This window comes from Cupriavidus sp. 2TAF22 (genome assembly GCF_052115045.1).
Lineage (GTDB): Bacteria > Pseudomonadota > Gammaproteobacteria > Burkholderiales > Burkholderiaceae > Cupriavidus.
In genome coordinates, this window is the sequence record NZ_JBFRFX010000019.1 from 87760 (window position 1) to 104742 (window position 16983).

The 16983-nt window shown below is 67.5% G+C and carries 16 protein-coding genes; 5 read left to right on the plus strand and 11 right to left on the minus strand.

All coding sequences use genetic code 11. The annotated features are described in order from the left end of the window. Positions 1 to 190: 190 nt before the first annotated feature. Complete coding sequence (locus AB4Z48_RS22720; RefSeq protein WP_441618080.1) at positions 191 to 1513, plus strand: PQQ-dependent sugar dehydrogenase; 1323 nt, start codon at positions 191 to 193, stop codon at positions 1511 to 1513. 16 nt (positions 1514 to 1529) lie between these two features. Here the strand turns inward: AB4Z48_RS22720 and AB4Z48_RS22725 are convergent, their stop codons facing one another. The 10 genes from AB4Z48_RS22725 to AB4Z48_RS22770 form a co-directional block, all read right to left on the minus strand. Continuing rightward, complete coding sequence (locus AB4Z48_RS22725; RefSeq protein ID WP_441618081.1) at positions 1530 to 2069, minus strand: ester cyclase; 540 nt, start codon at positions 2067 to 2069, stop codon at positions 1530 to 1532. A 162-nt stretch (positions 2070 to 2231) separates the two neighbouring features. Further along, a complete protein-coding gene (locus AB4Z48_RS22730) occupies positions 2232 to 2426 on the minus strand; it encodes a hypothetical protein (protein WP_441618082.1) in 195 nt (64 codons plus the stop codon). 51 nt (positions 2427 to 2477) lie between these two features. After that, a complete protein-coding gene (locus AB4Z48_RS22735; RefSeq protein WP_441618176.1) occupies positions 2478 to 2972 on the minus strand; it encodes a M48 metallopeptidase family protein in 495 nt (164 codons plus the stop codon). Positions 2973 to 3041: 69 nt separating this feature from the next. Further along, positions 3042 to 3260 carry a hypothetical protein gene (locus AB4Z48_RS22740; RefSeq protein ID WP_441618084.1) on the minus strand — a complete coding sequence of 73 codons (219 nt, stop codon included), beginning with the start codon at positions 3258 to 3260 and terminating at the stop codon, positions 3042 to 3044. Positions 3261 to 3401: 141 nt separating this feature from the next. After that, the gene (locus tag AB4Z48_RS22745; RefSeq protein ID WP_441618085.1) at positions 3402 to 4277 is read right to left on the minus strand and encodes a carbohydrate ABC transporter permease; all 876 of its coding nucleotides are present in this window, start codon (positions 4275 to 4277) and stop codon (positions 3402 to 3404) included. After that, a complete protein-coding gene (locus tag AB4Z48_RS22750) occupies positions 4274 to 5173 on the minus strand; it encodes a carbohydrate ABC transporter permease (protein ID WP_441618178.1) in 900 nt (299 codons plus the stop codon). The genes AB4Z48_RS22745 and AB4Z48_RS22750 overlap by 4 nt, the downstream gene beginning before the upstream one ends. Before the next feature lie 205 nt (positions 5174 to 5378). Then, positions 5379 to 6701, minus strand: coding sequence for an ABC transporter substrate-binding protein (locus tag AB4Z48_RS22755; RefSeq protein WP_441618087.1), 1323 nt, complete (start codon positions 6699 to 6701; stop codon positions 5379 to 5381). Then, positions 6698 to 7870 (minus strand): ABC transporter ATP-binding protein, encoded by a 1173-nt coding sequence (locus AB4Z48_RS22760; protein WP_441618089.1) that lies wholly within the window; start codon positions 7868 to 7870, stop codon positions 6698 to 6700. The genes AB4Z48_RS22755 and AB4Z48_RS22760 overlap by 4 nt, the downstream gene beginning before the upstream one ends. A gap of 49 nt (positions 7871 to 7919) precedes the next feature. Then, entirely contained in the window at positions 7920 to 8870 is a 951-nt protein-coding gene (locus AB4Z48_RS22765; RefSeq protein WP_441618091.1) for a C-terminal binding protein, read from the minus strand. A gap of 33 nt (positions 8871 to 8903) precedes the next feature. Next, a complete protein-coding gene (locus tag AB4Z48_RS22770) occupies positions 8904 to 10610 on the minus strand; it encodes an IlvD/Edd family dehydratase (RefSeq protein WP_441618180.1) in 1707 nt (568 codons plus the stop codon). A 401-nt stretch (positions 10611 to 11011) separates the two neighbouring features. Between AB4Z48_RS22770 and AB4Z48_RS22775 the strand changes: the two genes are divergently transcribed. The 4 genes from AB4Z48_RS22775 (at position 11012) to ettA (ending at position 15433) form a co-directional block, all read left to right on the plus strand. After that, the gene (locus tag AB4Z48_RS22775) at positions 11012 to 11770 is read left to right on the plus strand and encodes an SDR family NAD(P)-dependent oxidoreductase (protein WP_441618093.1); all 759 of its coding nucleotides are present in this window, start codon (positions 11012 to 11014) and stop codon (positions 11768 to 11770) included. After that, positions 11770 to 12843 carry an Ldh family oxidoreductase gene (locus AB4Z48_RS22780; protein ID WP_441618094.1) on the plus strand — a complete coding sequence of 358 codons (1074 nt, stop codon included), beginning with the start codon at positions 11770 to 11772 and terminating at the stop codon, positions 12841 to 12843. Before AB4Z48_RS22775 ends, AB4Z48_RS22780 begins: the two co-directional genes overlap by 1 nt. Positions 12844 to 12922: 79 nt before the next feature. Continuing rightward, positions 12923 to 13648 carry a FadR/GntR family transcriptional regulator gene (locus AB4Z48_RS22785; protein ID WP_441618096.1) on the plus strand — a complete coding sequence of 242 codons (726 nt, stop codon included), beginning with the start codon at positions 12923 to 12925 and terminating at the stop codon, positions 13646 to 13648. A gap of 117 nt (positions 13649 to 13765) precedes the next feature. After that, a complete protein-coding gene (ettA, locus tag AB4Z48_RS22790; protein WP_441618098.1) occupies positions 13766 to 15433 on the plus strand; it encodes an energy-dependent translational throttle protein EttA in 1668 nt (555 codons plus the stop codon). 144 nt (positions 15434 to 15577) lie between these two features. Here the strand turns inward: ettA and AB4Z48_RS22795 are convergent, their stop codons facing one another. Continuing rightward, positions 15578 to 16711, minus strand: coding sequence for a metallophosphoesterase (locus AB4Z48_RS22795; protein ID WP_441618100.1), 1134 nt, complete (start codon positions 16709 to 16711; stop codon positions 15578 to 15580). Between the last annotated feature and the right edge of the window lie 272 nt (positions 16712 to 16983).

A 16983-nucleotide genomic window follows, 5' to 3' on the forward strand; every position in this document is an offset into this window, starting at 1 on the left:
TGATGATGCGGCCGCCGTCGTTGTCCTACGCGCGCCTGCGGTTTGGCTGACAGTACGGCCAGTCCGCTGCCCCTATAGTGAATATGGATGCGTCCGCCGGCCCGGCTTTCGCACGGGCCGGCGTGGTTTCGCTATCGCCTGCGGCTTCGCATCGCGGGCGCTCAGTCTTTCCATTGCGGGGTAGCCCATCATGCTTTTGCAGCGCTTGCCGGCCTTGTCCTTGTGCGTATTGATGGTGGCTTGCCTGGCCGCCTGCGGCGATTCGGCAACCTTGCCGGTTTCGGCCGGCACGGGCGTGAATCCAGAGCTGCCGCCGCCCAACAAGACGATGCTGCCCACCGTGAACATCGCGCCCGCCCGGGGCTGGGTGGATGGCGCAAAGCCGGTCGCTGCGCAGGGCATGGCCACGGTGGCGTTCGCCGACAAGCTCGATCATCCGCGCTGGCTCTACGTGCTGCCGAACGGCGATGTGCTGGTGGCGGAAACCAACGCACCGCCCAAGCCGGATGACGCGAGGGGCGTCAGGGGCTGGGTGATGACGCAGGTGATGAAACGCGCGGGCGCGGGCGTGCCCAGCGCCAACCGCATCACGCTGCTGCGCGATACCAATGGCGATGGCGTGGCCGATACGCGCTCGGTCTTTCTCAAGGACCTGAATTCGCCGTTCGGCATGGTGCTGGTCGGCAACGATTTCTACGTGGCCGATACCGACGCGGTGCTGCGCTTTCCCTATCAGCAGGGCCAGACCGAAATCACCGCGCCCGGCGTCAAGGTGGTGGACCTTCCGGCTGGCCCGATCAACCATCACTGGACCAAGAACGTCATCGCCGGCAAGGACGGCAGCAAGCTGTATGTCACGGTGGGCTCAAACAGCAATGTGGGCGAGAACGGCATCGACGTGGAGGAGGGGCGCGCCGCCATCTGGGAGGTCGATCCCGGGACCGGCGCGCACCGCGTCTTCGCCAGCGGCCTGCGCAACCCGAATGGCATGGCGTGGGAGCCGGTCAGCGGCGCGTTATGGACTTCGGTGAACGAGCGCGACGAAATCGGCAGCGACCTGGTGCCGGACTACATCACCTCGGTGAAGGACGGCGCGTTCTACGGTTGGCCATTCAGTTACTACGGCCAGCATGTAGACGTCCGCGTAAAGCCGCCGCGGCCGGAGATGGTAGCCAGGGCCATCGCGCCCGACTACGCCGTCGGCCCGCACACGGCATCGCTCGGCCTGGCCTCGTCTGTCGGCAATACGCTGCCGGCGCGGTTCAGGGACGGCATGTTCGTCGGCCAGCACGGTTCGTGGAACCGCAAGCCGCATAGCGGCTACAAGGTGATCTTCGTGCCGTTCTCCGGCGGCAGGCCGGCCGGCGCGCCGGTCGACGTGCTGACGGGCTTCCTCACCAAGGACGGCGATGCGCAAGGACGGCCCGTTGGCGTTGCTATCGACAAGGGCGGCGCGTTGCTGGTGGCGGACGATGTGGGCAACGTCGTGTGGCGGGTATCGGCGGCGAAGTAGCCGCCCGAAGTCACCACTACTGGTTCACGCCCATCTGCTTGAGCAGCGTGAGGTTGTCCTCCAGATGCCAGTTCTCCACGATCTTGCCGCCAGCCACGCGGTACAGGTCGAAGGCCTGGAAGTCGATTGCCTGGCCTTGTCCCTTGGCGTTGCCGAACTGCCCGGTGAAATGCCCGCGAAAGCGCAGGTGCACCGCGGCGCGGTCGCCGGCGATCACTACGTCTTCCATCTGCGCGCTCAGGTCCGGCACGGCGGTGCGGAATCCCTTCGACGCCTGCAGCGGCCCCGGCAATCCCTGCTCGCGGCCGGGCGGTAGCGTGCGGTCGGTAAAGCCGGGGTCGAGCGCGAGCCTGGCGTAGCGCTCGTCGCCGGTGTTCCAGAAGGTGGCGTAGCGGCGCGCGGCCAGCAGCACGGCGGCGTTGGCTGGCTGCCTGGCGGCTTCGGCCACGTGCTGCGGACGAACGAGTTCATCGGCCTGCTTGGCGGCGGTGGCGTTCTGTGAGAGCGAGAGCAATGCGGCGGTGGCCAGCGCGGCGGCGAGGAGGGTGGTTTTCATCGGAGGTCTCCGTGTCGGTGAATGCGATGGCGCGGTTGGTGTTGTCCTCACTATAGAATTCAATCTGAAATTGATAAACATAGTCATATCGCTATCAATTTCAAATCATGTTTGTTAATTGGGTCGGCCTGTGGCGCATGCCAGGCCGGCGTCCGCAAAGTCTCAGGTCAGCGTGAGATAGCCGCCATCGGCGCCGACGACCTTGCGCAGTACCTTGACGAATGCCGTGGCGGCAGCGCTGTCGGGCTGGCCATGGCGCCGGTGCAGGCCGCGATGGCGGACCTTGTGCTGGCGCGTCTTGCCGCGCTGGTGGAAGCGGCTGCGCCCGCGGGCGAGGTGCAGGTGTGCATGCGGCACCGGGTGGCGGCGCAGGGAAGCTACTGCAAGACAGCGGCCGTGGCCGGCTAGTTAGTCTTGCGCGGGCTCCAGCTCCCGCCATGCCAGGAACAGCCGCGTGTCGAACTCGAGCTGGTGGTAGGCCGGCTCCATGTATTCGCAGAGCCGGTAGAACGCCTTGTCGTGATCGCTTTCCTTCAGGTGCGCGAGCTCGTGCACCACGATCATGCGCAGGAACTCCGGCGGCGCTTGCCTGAATACCGAAGCCACGCGGATTTCCTTCTTGGCCTTGAGCTTGCCTCCCTGCACGCGCGAAATCGCGGTGTGCAGGCCGAGCGCGCGGTGCACCGTGTCGATCTTGGCGTCGAAGGCCACCTTGTGCAGCGGCGGCGCGCTGCGCAGGAAGTCCTGCTTCAGCTCACCGGTGTATTCGTACAGCGCGCGGTCCGTCTGTATGGCGTGGCGTTCGGGATATTTCTTGCTCAGGTGATCGCCGAGCCGGTTGGCTGCCACCATCTGGCGCACCTGTTCGAGCACGTCCGGCGGATAGCCGCCGAGAAAGCGCAGCGGATCCTTGGCGCCGGGGCGCCAGGTATTGCCGGCGAAGGCGGGGCTGCTGCCTTGGCTCACCGTGGCTTAGTGATGGTGGTGATGGTGGTGGCTGATCTCGCCGGTCGCCACGAAAGCCTGGACGGCGTCCTGCTCTCCGGTAGCGTGGCGCATCAGTTCGCCGCATTTGCACCAGCCCTGGTAGGGCTGGAGATGCGAGCAGGCCGACGTTTTCTGCAGAAACAGCGTGACGGGCTTGGTGCACTTGGTGCACTTGAAGGTAAGCGTGCGGGCGGGTTTGCTCATCGGGCGGGGTGGCGAAGCGGTTGCCTGGGGGCAACGGTGTCAAATGGCGCCGCGGCGTGCGCGGCAGGGCAGGCCGCATTTTAGCCTGCCCGGTGCGATTGCGTGCCATTGCCTGCCATTGCCTGCCACTGCCACCCGCGCCTATTCCTTGACCGCCCCGGTCATGCCCGACACGTAGTACTCGACAAAGAAGGAATACACCAGCGCCACCGGCAGCGAACCCAGCAGGGCGCCCGCCATCAGCGCGCCCCAGTGGTAGACATCGCCCTCGATCAGCTCGGTGACGATTCCCACCGGCACCGTCTTCACCTCGGACGAGGAAATGAAGGTCAGCGCGTAGATGAACTCGTTCCACGACAGCGTGAAGGCGAAGATGCCGGCCGAGATCAGGCCCGGCACCGCCAACGGCAGGATGATCTTGACCAGTATCTCCCAGCGCGTGGCGCCGTCGATCAGCGCGCATTCTTCCAGCTCATAGGGGATCGAGCGGAAGTAGCCCATCAGCAGCCAGGTGCAGAACGGGATCAGGAAGGTCGGATAGGTCAGGATCAGTGCCCAGCGCGTATCGAACAGGCCGAGCTGGAACACGATCGACGCCAGCGGGATGAACAGGATCGAGGGCGGGATCAGGTAGGCCAGGAAGATGGCCAGGCCGACCTGCTTGGCGCCCTGGAAGCGCAGCCGCTCGATGGCGTAGGCGGCCAGCACGCTGGCCGCCAGCGAGGCGAAGGTGGAAACCGTGGAGACGATCACGGTGTTGAGCAGCCAGGCCGGATACGGCGTGTTGAACAGCAGCTTCTTGAAGTGCGCCAGGGTTGGCGCGATCACCAGGAACGGGTTGGCGGTGCCCATCAGCAGTTCGCCGTCCGGCTTGAAGGCGGTGATGGCCATCCAGTAGAAGGGGAACAGCAGCACGAAGACGAAGATGCCCAGCGGGATGTAGATCGTCACCCAGCGCCGCGGGAGCGACTGCAGGTAGTCCATGCCCTGTTGCTCGGGCGCGGTGGTCGCTTTCATTTGTCGCCTCCCTGTTGCCAGCCGCGCCGTTGCAGGCCGAAGTAAGAAAACAGGATCGCCGCCAGCAGGAAGGGCACCATCATGGTGGCGATCGCCGCGCCTTCGCCCAGCGAGCCGCCCGAGATCGCGCGCTGGAAGGACAGCGTGGCCATCAGGTGGGTGGCGTTGAGCGGGCCGCCGCGCGTGAGCACATAGATCAGCTGGAAATCGGTGAAGGTAAACAGCACCGAGAAGGTCATCACCACCGCGATGATCGGCGTGAGCAGCGGCAGCGTGACATAGCGGAATTGCTGCCAGGGTGTGACGCCGTCGATCGATGCCGCCTCGTACAGCGTGGGCGAGATGGTCTGCAGCCCGGCCAGCAGCGAGATGGCGACGAAGGGAATGCCGCGCCACACATTGGCGGCGATGGTGGAGAAGCGGGCCAGCCAGGGATCGCCCAGGAAGTCGATATAGCGGTCGATCAGGCCGAGCTTGACCAGGGTCCAGCTGATGACGGAGAACTGGGCATCGTAGATCCACCAGAAGGCCAGCGCGGACAGCGCCGTCGGCACGATCCACGGCAGCAGCACGATGGCGCGGAAAAAGGACTTGAACGGCAGGTTCTTGTTGAGCAGCAGCGCCAGCCACAGGCCCAGCACGAACTTCAGCACGCTCGCCACCACGGTGTAGAAGATCGTGTTGAACAGCGCCAGCTGCGTGAGCGAGTCGCCAACCAGGTAGTCGTAGTTGGCCAGGCCGATCCATTCGCCGGCGCCGCCGATCTTGGTGTCGGTGAAGCCGAGCCAGACGCCAAGCCCGAGCGGATAAGTCAGGAAGAGCAGCAGCAACAGCCCGGTCGGCAGCATGAACAGCATGCCGAGCGCATGCCGGTGGTTCATCAGCCTGGACAGCATGGGTGCGCGCGGCGGTGGCCGCCGTGGCGTGGCAATTGCCTTGTCGATGCCTTGTTCCATCGGAGCTCCTTGTCCCAGGGGCCTGGTTTCATGTGGCCGCCGCTTGCCCGGCGTGCCCAGCTGCACGCTGCCTCGCTCCCTCCCCCGCGCGGCGGGGGGCGGGAGCTAGCCACGGGCGATGCCGCGCGGCAAGCGCCGGCGAGCGCTAGGCCTTGTAGTAGCGCGTGGCACGCTGCGCCGCGCGCGCCGCTGCCTCCTTGGGGGTCTTGGAGCCGCTGGCTGCCTCGGCCACCATGTCGACCACGATGTAGTCCGCCATGGATGCCGCCGAGGCGGTGCCGAGCGGGCCCGCGTGGCCGTTGTCGAGCATCAGCGCGGCGGAGTCGCGATAGACGGTGTGCTTGGGGTCGACGGTCCAGATCGGATTGGCCTCGTAAGCCTTGAGCGGCTGGCTGACGTAGCCGATGGCGGCCTCCATCCACGGGTTGTACTGTTCCGGCTCCATCATGAACTGCAGGTAGGCCTTCGCCGCGTTCGGGTACTTGGAGTACTTGAACAGCATCATCTGCGTGATCTGCATCAGCTCGGTGGGTTTGCCGGAGTTGCCGATGGGGAAGTGCGCATGCTGGATGTCCTGCGCCATCTCCTGCAACTTGGGCTCCTTGGAATTCTTGGCCGCGTAGTAGACCGAGATGCCGTTGGCGGTCAGGCTGACCTGCCCGTCGAGGAAGGCCTTGTTGTTCGACGGATCCTGCCATGACAGCGTGCCGGGCACGAAGGTGGCGTAGAGCTGCTTGGCGTATTCCAGCGCGGCCCAGGTCTCGGGCGAATTGACCACCACCTTGCCTTTGGTGTCGACCAGCATGCCGCCGTGCGACCACAGCAGCCAGTGCGCCCAGTTGTTGCCGTCGCCGACCGCCTTGCCGAGCGCGAAGCCGCAGGGCGTGCCCTTGGCCTTGAGGCCCTGGCAGAGCTTGAGGAAACCGGCGGTGTCCTTGGGAATGGTGTCGAAGCCGGCAGCCTTGACGTGGCTCTCGCGATAGACCAGCGCATTGCCGACCACGCCCAGCGGCAGGCCGATCCATTTGCCGTTATGGGTGCCGTACTTGCGGCACACGTCGTACCAGCCGCCATACTTGCCGCCCAGGTAGCCGGCAAGGTCGGACAGGTCGACCAGCTTGTCGGGGTACTGCTGCGGGTCGTCGAACCAGCCGACGATGATGTCCGGGCCGCTGCCCACGCTGGCCGCCACCGCGGCCTTGGGCCGCACGTCTTCCCAGCCTTCGTTGTCGACGCGTACCTCGATGCCGGTCAGCTCGGTGAATTTCTTCGTGTTGGCGTTCCACAGGTCTTCGTCGCCCTGCACGAAGCGCTTCCAGCGCAGTACGCGCAGCTTGGCGCCGGCTTCCGGCTTGTACTGCAACGGCGCCGGGGCGGCGAAGGCATGTCCGCCCAGCGCCGTGGTGGCAGCCACGGCAGCCGTGGATGCCAGGAAATCGCGTCTGGTGAAGCGGGTCGTCGTGCTCATTGCTTTGTCTCCTCCGTGGTCAGGGGTTCTGCCCCGTGCTGGTCATGCCTGTTTCCCTGGTCGCCCGCCGGCGGCGGCGCGTCGTACCGCAACAGCGCCTGGCCCGAATCGGCATCGAACAGGTGGGTGTGCTGGTGGTCGGGTACCAGGTGCAGGATGTCGCCCGCGGCAAAGTTGTGGCGCTCGCGGAAGATCGAAATGAACTCGGTCTCGCAGAAGCGCGAGTAGACCTCGGTGTTGGCACCGGTGGGCTCCACCACCGCGACGCGGCTTGGCAGGCCCTGGCCGGGCGGGCCCAGGTCCAGGTGCTCCGGACGCACGCCGTAGATCACGCGCTGGCCGTCGGTGCCGGCGCTGTTGTCCAGGCGCGCGGGAGCGGGCACGCGGCTGCCGTCGGCAAACTCGACCGTGGCCGTGCCGCCCTGGCGGCGCAGTGTGCCTGGCACGAAGTTCATCGCCGGCGAGCCGATGAAGCCGGCCACGAAGAGATTGTCGGGCCGGTCGTAGAGCTCAAGCGGCTTGCCGCGCTGCTCCACGCGGCCGTCGCGCATCACCACGATCTGGTCGGCCATGGTCATGGCCTCGATCTGGTCGTGCGTCACGTAGACCGAGGTGGTGCGCAGGCGCTGGTGCAGCTCCTTGATCTCCGCGCGCATCTGCACGCGCAGCTTGGCGTCGAGGTTGGAGAGCGGCTCGTCGAACAGGAACACCTGCGGGTCGCGCACGATCGCACGCCCCATCGCCACCCGCTGGCGCTGGCCTCCCGAGAGCTGGCGGGGATAGCGCTCCAGCAGCGCGCCCAGGCCGAGGATGGCGCAGGCCTTGTCCACCTTCTGCTTGATCTCCTCGCGCGGCGCCTTGGCCAGCTTGAGCGAGAAGGCCATGTTGTCGTAGACCGTCATATGCGGGTAGAGCGCATAGTTCTGGAACACCATGGCGATGTCGCGCTCCTTGGGCGGCAACTGGTTGACCACCCGGTCCCCGATGGCGATCTCGCCGGTCGTGATCTCCTCCAGGCCCGCGATCATGCGCAGCAAGGTGGACTTGCCGCATCCGGACGGCCCGACCAGCACGGTGAACTGGCCATCGGGAATGTCGATGTCCACGCCGCGGATGACCTGGGTGCCGCCAAAGACCTTCTCGACGCCTCGAATCTGTACCGATGCCATGCCTCGTGTCTCCGGTTACCGCTCTTGTCGGGGCCTGCCTGCAGCCCAGCTAGCTGCCTGCCACCACCACATAGGTCGGGCGGCCGCGCACGGCCCAGTCGACCAGGTTCTGCGCGGCCTTGCGCCGCAATTCCTTTTCCGCCACCGTCGAGTAGAAGGCCGCATGCGGCGACAGCACGACGCGCGGATGGCGCAGCAGGCGTGCGTCGGCGGCCGGTTCGACCGGCAGCACATCCAGTGCGGCGCCGTCGAGCCGGCCCGAGTCCAGCGCCGCCAGCAAGTCGTCGATGTCGACCACGGGCCCGCGCGCGGTATTCACCAGCACGCCGCCGGGCTGCATGCGATCGAGCAGCGCGGCGCCCACCATGCCGCGCGTTTCATCGTTCAGCGGCACGTGCAGCGAGATGGCGTGGGCCTGCGCGAACAGGGTCTCCTGGTCCACGCGCTGTACATAGGGCGGGAAGTCGCCGTCGATCAGGTAGGGGTCGCATGCGATCACGCGGGCAAAGCTGTTGCGGCCGATATGCGCCATGCGCTTGCCGATGCGGCCAAGGCCCAGGATGCCCAGCGTCATGTCGCCGACCCGCCGTAGCTCGCCGGCGCTGCCGAAATGCCAGGTGCCGGCCTTGACGTCGCGGTCGTAGAAGGGAATGTGCCGCAGCAGCGACAGCATCATCGCCAGCGCATGGGTGGCCACCTCGCCCACGCCATAGTCCGGCGAGTTGCCGACCCATATGCCGTGCGCGCGCGCGTCCGCGGTGTTCACCGTATCGAAGCCGGCGCCGTAGCGGCTCACCACGCGGATCTCCGGGCGCGCGGCGAACACCCGTGCATTGACCGGCGCGTATTGCACCAGCAGGCCCTGGCAGCCCGCCGCGGCGTCGATCACATCCTGCTCGCTGCGGCACTGCGCGGTGACGACCTCGATGCCGGCGTCGCGGTAGAGCGCCTGTTCGAGATCCACATCCGGGAAATCGTAGTCCGTGATCAGGATTTTCATCGTTGTGCTCGCTCGCGTCTCGGTGGCGATGCCTCAGTGATTGTCCTTGGGCACGCCGGCCCCGCTCCTGCCCACCAGGAAGTCGAGGTCGGCGCCCAGGTTGGCCTGCTGCACGTGCTCGACGTAGAGCCGGGTCCAGCCGCGCGTCATCGGCAGCGGGGGCGCTTGCCAGGCTGCACGCCGGCGCGCCAGCTCTTCATCGCCGACATGCAGGTGCAGCTTGCGCGCGGCCACGTCGAGCTCCACCAGGTCGCCGTCCTGCACCAGTGCGAGCGGGCCGCCGGCCGCGGCCTCGGGGGCCACGTGCAGCACCACCGTGCCGTAGGCGGTGCCGCTCATGCGCGCGTCGGAGACCCGCACCATGTCGGTGATGCCCTTGCGCAGCAGCTTGGGCGGCAGCGGCATGTTGCCGGCCTCGGCCATGCCGGGGTAGCCGCGCGGGCCGCAGTTCTTCAGCACCAGCACGCAGTTTTCGTCGACGTCGAGGGTTTCGTCGTCGAGCCGCTGGTGCATATGCTCGCTGTCCTCGAACACCACCGCGCGGCCGGTGTGCCTGAGCAGCGCCGGCGTGGCGGCGCTGGGCTTGATGACCGCGCCATCGGGGCACAGGTTGCCGTGCAGCACGGCAATGCCGGCACTGGGCTTGAAGGGCGCATCAAAGGCGAGGATGACCTCGCGGTTCCAGTTGGGCGCGTCCTTGCAGTTGTCCCACAGCGTCTTGCCGTTGACTGTCAGCGTGTCGCGCGCGAGCACCGGTCCCAGTTCGCGGATTACCGCCGGCAGGCCGCCGGCATAGTAGAAATCCTCCATCAGGTGGCGCCCGGACGGTTGCAGGTCGAGCAGGCATGGCAGCTCATGCCCGATGCTGTCCCAGTCGTCCAGGCCGAGCTGGACGCCGATGCGTCCGGCAATGGCCAGCAAGTGGATCACGGCGTTGGTCGAGCCGCCGATGGCGGCGTTGACGCGGATCGCATTCTCGAAGGCCGGGCGCGTCAGGATCTGCGACATCACCAGGTTGTCCCTGACCATCTCGACGATGCGCCGGCCCGAGGCGCGCGCCAGCACGTTGCGGCGCCCGTCCACGGCGGGAATCGCGGCGTTGCCGGGCAAGCTCATGCCGAGGGCCTCGACCATGCTGGCCATGGTCGAGGCGGTGCCCATGGTCATGCAGTGGCCATGCGAACGGTGCATGCAGCTCTCGGCCTCGAAGAAGTCTTCCTGCGACATCTGGCCGGCCCGCACCTCTTCCGACATCTTCCAGACATCGGTGCCGGAGCCGAGCTCGCCGCCGCGGAACTTGCCGCTGAGCATCGGGCCGCCCGAGACGCCGATGGTGGGCAGGTCGCAGGAGGCCGCGCCCATCATCAGCGCCGGCGTGGTCTTGTCGCAGCCCATCAGCAGCACCACGCCATCGATGGGGTTGCCGCGGATGGATTCCTCCACGTCCATGCTGGCGAGGTTGCGGAACAGCATCGCGGTCGGGCGCAGCATGGTCTCGCCCAGCGACATCACCGGGAACTCGAGCGGGAAACCGCCGGCTTCCCACACGCCGATCTTGACCTGCTCGGCCAGCGTGCGGAAATGCGAGTTGCAGGGCGTGAGCTCGGAGTAGGTGTTGCAGATGCCGATGACGGGGCGGCCGTCGAACTGATCGTGGGGGATGCCGCGGTTCTTCAGCCACGAGCGGTAGATGAATCCGTCGCGGTCTAGGCGGCCGAACCAGGCCTGGCTGCGGCGCATCGGGGGTTTCGGGGGCGCCGGCGGCTTTTCGTCGTTCACTCGGGTCTCCTGCGTTCTGCGGCACCCGCGCAGCAACGACAAGCGCCTTGCTGTCGTGACTGCCGATGCCTGCTTTTATTGTGCAATGCAGATACGGATGCGCACGACAGCCGCTGCCTTGCGGCTGCGCATGCCGAGTGAGCGCAGTCTAGTTCAGGAGCTTCAACAGGTAAACTGGTATTACCAATGACGCGCGTCGGGAGCGGCGACGCAATCGGGGCGGCGGCCCGAATTGCACCTGGACTTTCGCCGATGTGCTGCCTAGAATCCAGCGGACCTTCCGCGCACTGGCCAACTGGTCAAACCAATCTGGCCGCGCGAGCCGCCCTTGGCGCAACCCAGGGTAATCCAGGAGGAACGACGTGCCGGAGCGCAATCGATACGATTTTTCAGGTCGTCACGCGGTCGTCACCGGTGGCGCGGCGGGCATCGGGCTGGCTGTCGCGCAGCGCCTTGCCGAAGGCGGCGCCAGCATCAGCCTGTGGGACAGCAATGCCGCGGCGCTGGAGGCGGCGGGCGCGGCCTTCGGCAAGGCACGGCCTCATCTGCTCTGCGTCGACGTGGCGAAGGCGGACCAGGTCGACGCAGCGCGCGATGCCACGCTGCGCGCGGCGGGCGCCGTCGATATCCTGGTCACCAGCGCCGGCATCACCGGCGCCAACACCACCACCTGGGAGTATCCGGTGGAGGAGTGGGACCGCGTCATGGAGATCAACCTGCGCGGCACCTTCCTGTGCTGCCGTGCGCTGGCGCCGCAGATGCGCGCGCGCGGCTACGGGCGCATCGTCACCATCGCCTCGGTGGCGGGCAAGGAGGGCAACCCCAATGCCTCGGCTTACAGTGCATCCAAGGCCGGCGTCATGGCGTTGACCAAATCGCTGGGCAAGGAACTGGCGCAGAGCGGCGTCACCGTGAACTGCATCACGCCGGCGGCGGTGCAGACCGGCATGTTCGCGCAGATGACGCAGCAGCATATCGACTACATGCTGTCCAGGATCCCCATGGGCCGCTTCGGCAAGGTGGAGGAGCTGGCGGCACTGGTGTCCTGGCTGGCATCGTCCGAGTGTTCCTTCTCGACCGGCGCCGTGTTCGACATCTCCGGCGGCCGGGCCACTTACTGATGAACGCCTCCGAACGCTACAACCCGTCCGCGCTCACCGGCTTCGCCAGCGCGCTGCTGCGCGCCGCGGGCATGGAGGCCGCACCGGCCCAGGCCGTGGCCGAGGTGCTGGTCGACGGTGACCTGCTGGGCCACGATACCCACGGGCTGGCCCTGCTGGCGCCCTACCTGAAGGAAATCGAAAACGGCACCATGGCCGGCGGCGGCATGGCCGAGACACTGGCGGACCGCGGCCCTTCGCTGCTGTGGGACGGGCGGCGCCTGCCGGGGCCGTGGCTGGTCACGCAGGGCATCGATGCGCTGGTGCCACGCGCGCGCCAGTACGGCAGCGCCGCCCTGGTGATCCGGCGCAGCCACCATATCGCCTGCCTGGCCAGCTACCTGCTGCGTGCCACTGGCCAGGGCTTCATGATGCTGCTCTCCAGTTCCGATCCGTCGGTGCAGAGCGTGGCGCCGCACGGCGGCACGCGCGCCGTGTTCACGCCCAACCCGATCGCCGCCGGCATTCCAACGTCCACCACGCCCTTCCTGGTGGATATCTCGGCTTCGCTCGTCACCAATGGCATGAGCGCGCGCCTGCATCAGGCCGGCCAGCAATACGAGCAGGCCTGCATGCTCGATGCGCAGGGCCATGCCAGCCGCGACCCGGCCGTGCTCGCGGCAAGTCCGCCCGGCACCATCCTGCCGCTGGGCGGGCTGGAGGCGGGGCACAAGGGATTCGGCCTGGCCTTGCTGGTCGAGGCGCTGACCGGCGCGCTGGCCGGCCGCGGCCGCGCCGACGACGCCGCGCGCGGCGATGGCTGGGGCGCCACGGTGTTTATCGCGCTCTATGACCCCGATGCCTTTGGCGGACTGGCGGATTTCCTGCGCCAGGCCGACTGGATCGGCGAAGCCTGCCGGCGCAACCCGCCGCGCCCCGGCGTGGCCGCCGTGCGCATGCCGGGCGATCGCGGTCTGGCGCTGCGCGAACGCCAGCTGCGCGAGGGCGTGCTGCTGTATCCGACCATTGCCCCCGCGCTGCGGGCCTGCGCGGCCCGCCACGGGGTGCCGTTCCCCGCGCCGCTGGCTGGCTGAAGGGCGCCGGCCGGAGGGAACCGCCAGCGTATAATCCGCGCCCTGATGCTTCGTCCCAGGCCACCCGGTCCGCTTGTCCATGCCTATCCAATCGATCGAACCGCAACGGCTCTACCGCCAGATCAGCAACCAGCTGCGTGCGCTCATCCTGGCAGGCGAGTTCCCCGTGGGCTCGCGCCTGCCGGCCGAGCGGGACCTGTCGGTGCAGCTCGGCGTGAGCCGCCCGTCGTTGCGCGAAGCGCTGATCGCGCTCGAGGTCGAAGGCTATATCGAAGTGCGAATGGGCTCGGGCATCTATGTCTGCGCGCCGCCGTCGCCCGCCAATGGCGGCTTTGACCTGTCCGGCGAGGAAGGCCCGCTCGAACTGATCCGCGCGCGCGCGCTGGTCGAGGGCGAGGTCGCCGCGCTGGCCGCGCGCACGGGGCGCAAGGCCCAGTTCGATGCGATCGAGCGGGCGATCGAGCAGATGGCGGAGGATGCCGCCGCCGGCATCAAGCCGCTCGACGCCGACCGCCTGTTCCATGTGCGGGTGGCTGAAGCCACCGGCAACAGCGTGCTGGCGGGCGTGGTCCGGCGGCTGTTCGATTTGCGCCTGGGCGCGCTGTTCGATCAGTTGCACAGCCACTTCGAGACGCCCGAGGTGTGGGCCCAGGCGATCGCCGAGCACCGCGAAGTGCTGGCGGCGCTGCGCGGCAAGGACCCCGAACTGGCACGCGCGGCCATGCAGCGGCATATGGATATCGCCTACCGCCGCCTGACCTCCAGCCTGACCCGCGCGCGCCGGCGCGCGCGACCCGCGCCCTGACGGCCGCGCCACGGGCCTGAAAAACGGCCCGAAAAGACCGTCATGGCCGTCCCGGCGGGCCGGGGCCGGAGCGGCTTTGCTACACTTGACCGGTTATCTCAATTCCATCGGATTCGCATGGCACAGTACGTATTCACGATGAACCGCGTGGGCAAGATCGTTCCGCCCAAGCGTCACATCCTCAAGGACATCTCGCTGTCCTTCTTCCCGGGCGCCAAGATCGGCGTGCTGGGCCTGAACGGCTCGGGCAAGTCGACCGTGCTGAAGATCATGGCGGGCATCGACAAGGAGATCGAGGGCGAAGCCACGCCCATGCCCAACCTGAATATCGGCTACCTGCCGCAGGAGCCGCAGCTCGACCCCGAGCAGACCGTGCGCGAGTCCGTGGAAGCGGCGCTGGGCGGCGTGTTCGAAGCGCGCAAGAAGCTCGACGAGATCTATGCCGCATATGCCGAGCCGGACGCGGATTTCGACGCGCTGGCCGCCGAGCAGGCCAAGTACGAAGCCATTCTCTCGGCCAGCGACGGCAACAACGCTGAGCTGCAGCTGGAGATCGCCGCCGACGCGCTGCGCCTGCCGGCATGGGACGCCAAGGTGGGCAACCTGTCCGGCGGCGAAAAGCGCCGCGTGGCGCTGTGCCGCCTGCTGCTCTCGCGCCCCGACATGCTGCTGCTCGACGAACCCACCAACCACCTGGATGCGGAATCGGTGGACTGGCTGGAACAGTTCCTCACGCGCTTCCCCGGCACCGTGGTGGCGGTGACCCACGATCGCTACTTCCTCGACAACGCGGCTGAGTGGATCCTGGAACTGGACCGCGGCCACGGCATTCCCTGGAAGGGCAACTACAGCTCCTGGCTGGACCAGAAGGAAGCGCGCCTGAAGCAGGAAGAGTCGAGCGAGTCGGCCCGCCAGAAAGCGCTGCACAAGGAACTGGAGTGGGTACGCCAGAACCCGAAGGGCCGCCAGGCCAAGTCCAAGGCGCGTCTGGCCCGCTTCGACGAACTGAACAGCCAGGAATACCAGAAGCGCAACGAAACCCAGGAAATCTTCATCCCGGCGGGTGAGCGCCTGGGCAACGAGGTGATCGAGTTCAACGGCGTGAGCAAGGCCTACGGCGACCGCCTGCTGATCGACGACCTCAGCTTCAAGGTGCCGCCCGGCGCCATCGTCGGCATCATCGGCCCGAACGGCGCCGGCAAGTCGACCTTCTTCCGCATGCTGACCGGCAAGGAAACGCCGGACAGCGGCGAGATCAAGGTCGGCCCGACCGTGAAGCTGGCCTACGTGGACCAGAGCCGCGACGCGCTGGACGGCAGCAAGACCGTGTTCGAGGAAATCTCCGGCGGCGCCGACGTGCTTACCGTGGGCCGCTATGAAACGCCGTCGCGCGCCTATATCGGCCGCTTCAACTTCAAGGGCTCGGACCAGCAGAAGCACGTGGGCACGCTCTCCGGTGGTGAGCGCGGCCGCCTGCACCTGGCCAAGACGCTGATCGCCGGCGGCAACGTGCTGCTGCTCGACGAACCGTCCAACGACCTCGACGTGGAAACCCTGCGCGCGCTCGAAGACGCACTGCTGGAATTCGCCGGCTGCGTGATGGTGATTTCCCACGACCGCTGGTTCCTGGACCGCATCGCCACCCACATCCTGGCCTTCGAAGGCGAGTCGCACGTGGAGTTCTTCCCCGGCAACTACCAGGAATACGAGGCGGACAAGAAGCGCCGCCTGGGCGAGGAAGGCGCCAAGCCCAAGCGTATCCGCTACAAGCCGATCGCACGCTGAGACTGGCGTATCGAAGGCACGGCTGTCGCCCCGCTCCGATAAACGGGAGCGGGGCGACAGCCATCGACAAGCCACCGTCGCCGCAAGCACAAAGGCCTCGCACAATGCGAGGCCTTTTTCGTTTCTTCGATTGCCCGGCCGCGCCTACTTGCGCACCAGCCGCAGCCGCGTGATCTCCGACGGCGCGCCGAAGCGCTTGGGCGGCCCCCAGTAGCCGGTACCCCGGCTCACATAGACCCACATCGCCTCATGGCGCTTGAGCCCGGCAACGTAAGGCTGCTGCATCGGCACGAACAGCGTCCAGGGCCAGAACTGCCCGCCGTGGGTATGGCCGGACAACTGCAGGTCGAAGCCCGCGTCGGAGGCGGCCTGCGCGGTGCGCGGCTGGTGCGCCAGCAGCACGCGCGCAGCGGCCACGGCCGGGGCGCCGGCCAGCGCGCGAGCCGGGTCGCTGCGATGGCTTTCATCGAAGCGGTGGGCGGTATAGTCGGTCACGCCGGCCAGCACCAGGGCCTCTTCGTCCTGCCCGATCACCACGTGTTCATTCATCAGCACGCGCAGGCCCAGCCGGCGCAGTTCGGCGATCCAGGGATCGGCGCCGGCGTAGTACTCGTGGTTGCCGGTGACGAAGTAGGTGCCGTGGCGCGCGCGCAGGCTGCCCAGCGGCGCGGTGTGCGCCGCCAGCTCGCGCACGGTGCCGTCGACCAGGTCGCCGGTGATGGCGATGGCGTCCGGATTCAGGCCGTTGACGCGCGCCACGATGCGCTCCAGGTAGGGGCGCTTGATGGTGGGACCGACGTGGATGTCACTGATCTGCACGATGGTGAAATCGTGCAGCGCGTCGGGCAGCCCGGCGATGGGCACCTCCACGTCCACCACCTGCGCCAGCCGGCGTGCGTTGAAGAAGCCCAGCGCCGTGACCACCAGCGCCAGCACCGGCACCGCGGCGGCCGTGCGCGGCAGCAGCCAGGCAGGGTGCCAGCCGGTGACGGCGCTGGCCAGCAGCAGCACGTCGCGCGCCAGCGTCAGCACCAGCAGCGAGGAGAAGAAGCCCATCGCCAGCATGCCCACCCAGGTGAGCGCGTCGGACCAGGGCTGGTCCAGGCGCCGCGCCAGCAGGCCGGCGGGAATGAGGGGCCAGGACAGCGCCAGCCAGGCTACGGCCAGCGCCTTGAAGGCGAAGGCCACCGGCAGGTCGGGCAGCAGGCGCAGGCCGATATAGCCATGCAGCAAGCCGACCACGAGGGCGGCCACGAAAACGGTGGTGCGAGGGGGCATGCCACCTCCAGGGAGTGAGAGGCGGATCCGGCGCATGCCGGGTCCGGGGAGCCGCTGCGCGCATTGCCGGGCCGCCTTGGCGGGCATCAGTGCCGCCATCGGCGCCGTCATCGCCATGCCCGGTCCGTGCCGTCGCAGTGCGCCGCGCGCGAACTCACTAGGTGAGGCTGGGCGAGCGCAGATTCAAGGGCGAGCCGGGAATTGTCCACATCGTGCGCCGCGCCGGCCCGCTTGCCGAATGCCCCCGCATCGCCTGCAAGAAAAAGCCTGAA

Bases quoted from the DNA above. Each gene is read 5' to 3' on its own strand.
- AB4Z48_RS22750 (WP_441618178.1), bottom strand. From the start codon at position 5,173: ATGCTGTCCAGGCTGATGAACCACCGGCATGCGCTCGGCATGCTGTTC.
- AB4Z48_RS22725 (WP_441618081.1), bottom strand. From the start codon at position 2,069: ATGAAAACCACCCTCCTCGCCGCCGCGCTGGCCACCGCCGCATTGCTC.
- AB4Z48_RS22760 (WP_441618089.1), bottom strand. From the start codon at position 7,870: ATGGCATCGGTACAGATTCGAGGCGTCGAGAAGGTCTTTGGCGGCACC.
- AB4Z48_RS22740 (WP_441618084.1), bottom strand. From the start codon at position 3,260: ATGAGCAAACCCGCCCGCACGCTTACCTTCAAGTGCACCAAGTGCACC.
- AB4Z48_RS22785 (WP_441618096.1), top strand. From the start codon at position 12,923: ATGCCTATCCAATCGATCGAACCGCAACGGCTCTACCGCCAGATCAGC.
- AB4Z48_RS22755 (WP_441618087.1), bottom strand. From the start codon at position 6,701: ATGAGCACGACGACCCGCTTCACCAGACGCGATTTCCTGGCATCCACG.
- AB4Z48_RS22745 (WP_441618085.1), bottom strand. From the start codon at position 4,277: ATGAAAGCGACCACCGCGCCCGAGCAACAGGGCATGGACTACCTGCAG.
- AB4Z48_RS22765 (WP_441618091.1), bottom strand. From the start codon at position 8,870: ATGAAAATCCTGATCACGGACTACGATTTCCCGGATGTGGATCTCGAA.
- AB4Z48_RS22770 (WP_441618180.1), bottom strand. From the start codon at position 10,610: ATGCGCCGCAGCCAGGCCTGGTTCGGCCGCCTAGACCGCGACGGATTC.
- AB4Z48_RS22720 (WP_441618080.1), top strand. From the start codon at position 191: ATGCTTTTGCAGCGCTTGCCGGCCTTGTCCTTGTGCGTATTGATGGTG.
- AB4Z48_RS22780 (WP_441618094.1), top strand. From the start codon at position 11,770: ATGAACGCCTCCGAACGCTACAACCCGTCCGCGCTCACCGGCTTCGCC.
- ettA (WP_441618098.1), top strand. From the start codon at position 13,766: ATGGCACAGTACGTATTCACGATGAACCGCGTGGGCAAGATCGTTCCG.
- AB4Z48_RS22795 (WP_441618100.1), bottom strand. From the start codon at position 16,711: ATGCCCCCTCGCACCACCGTTTTCGTGGCCGCCCTCGTGGTCGGCTTG.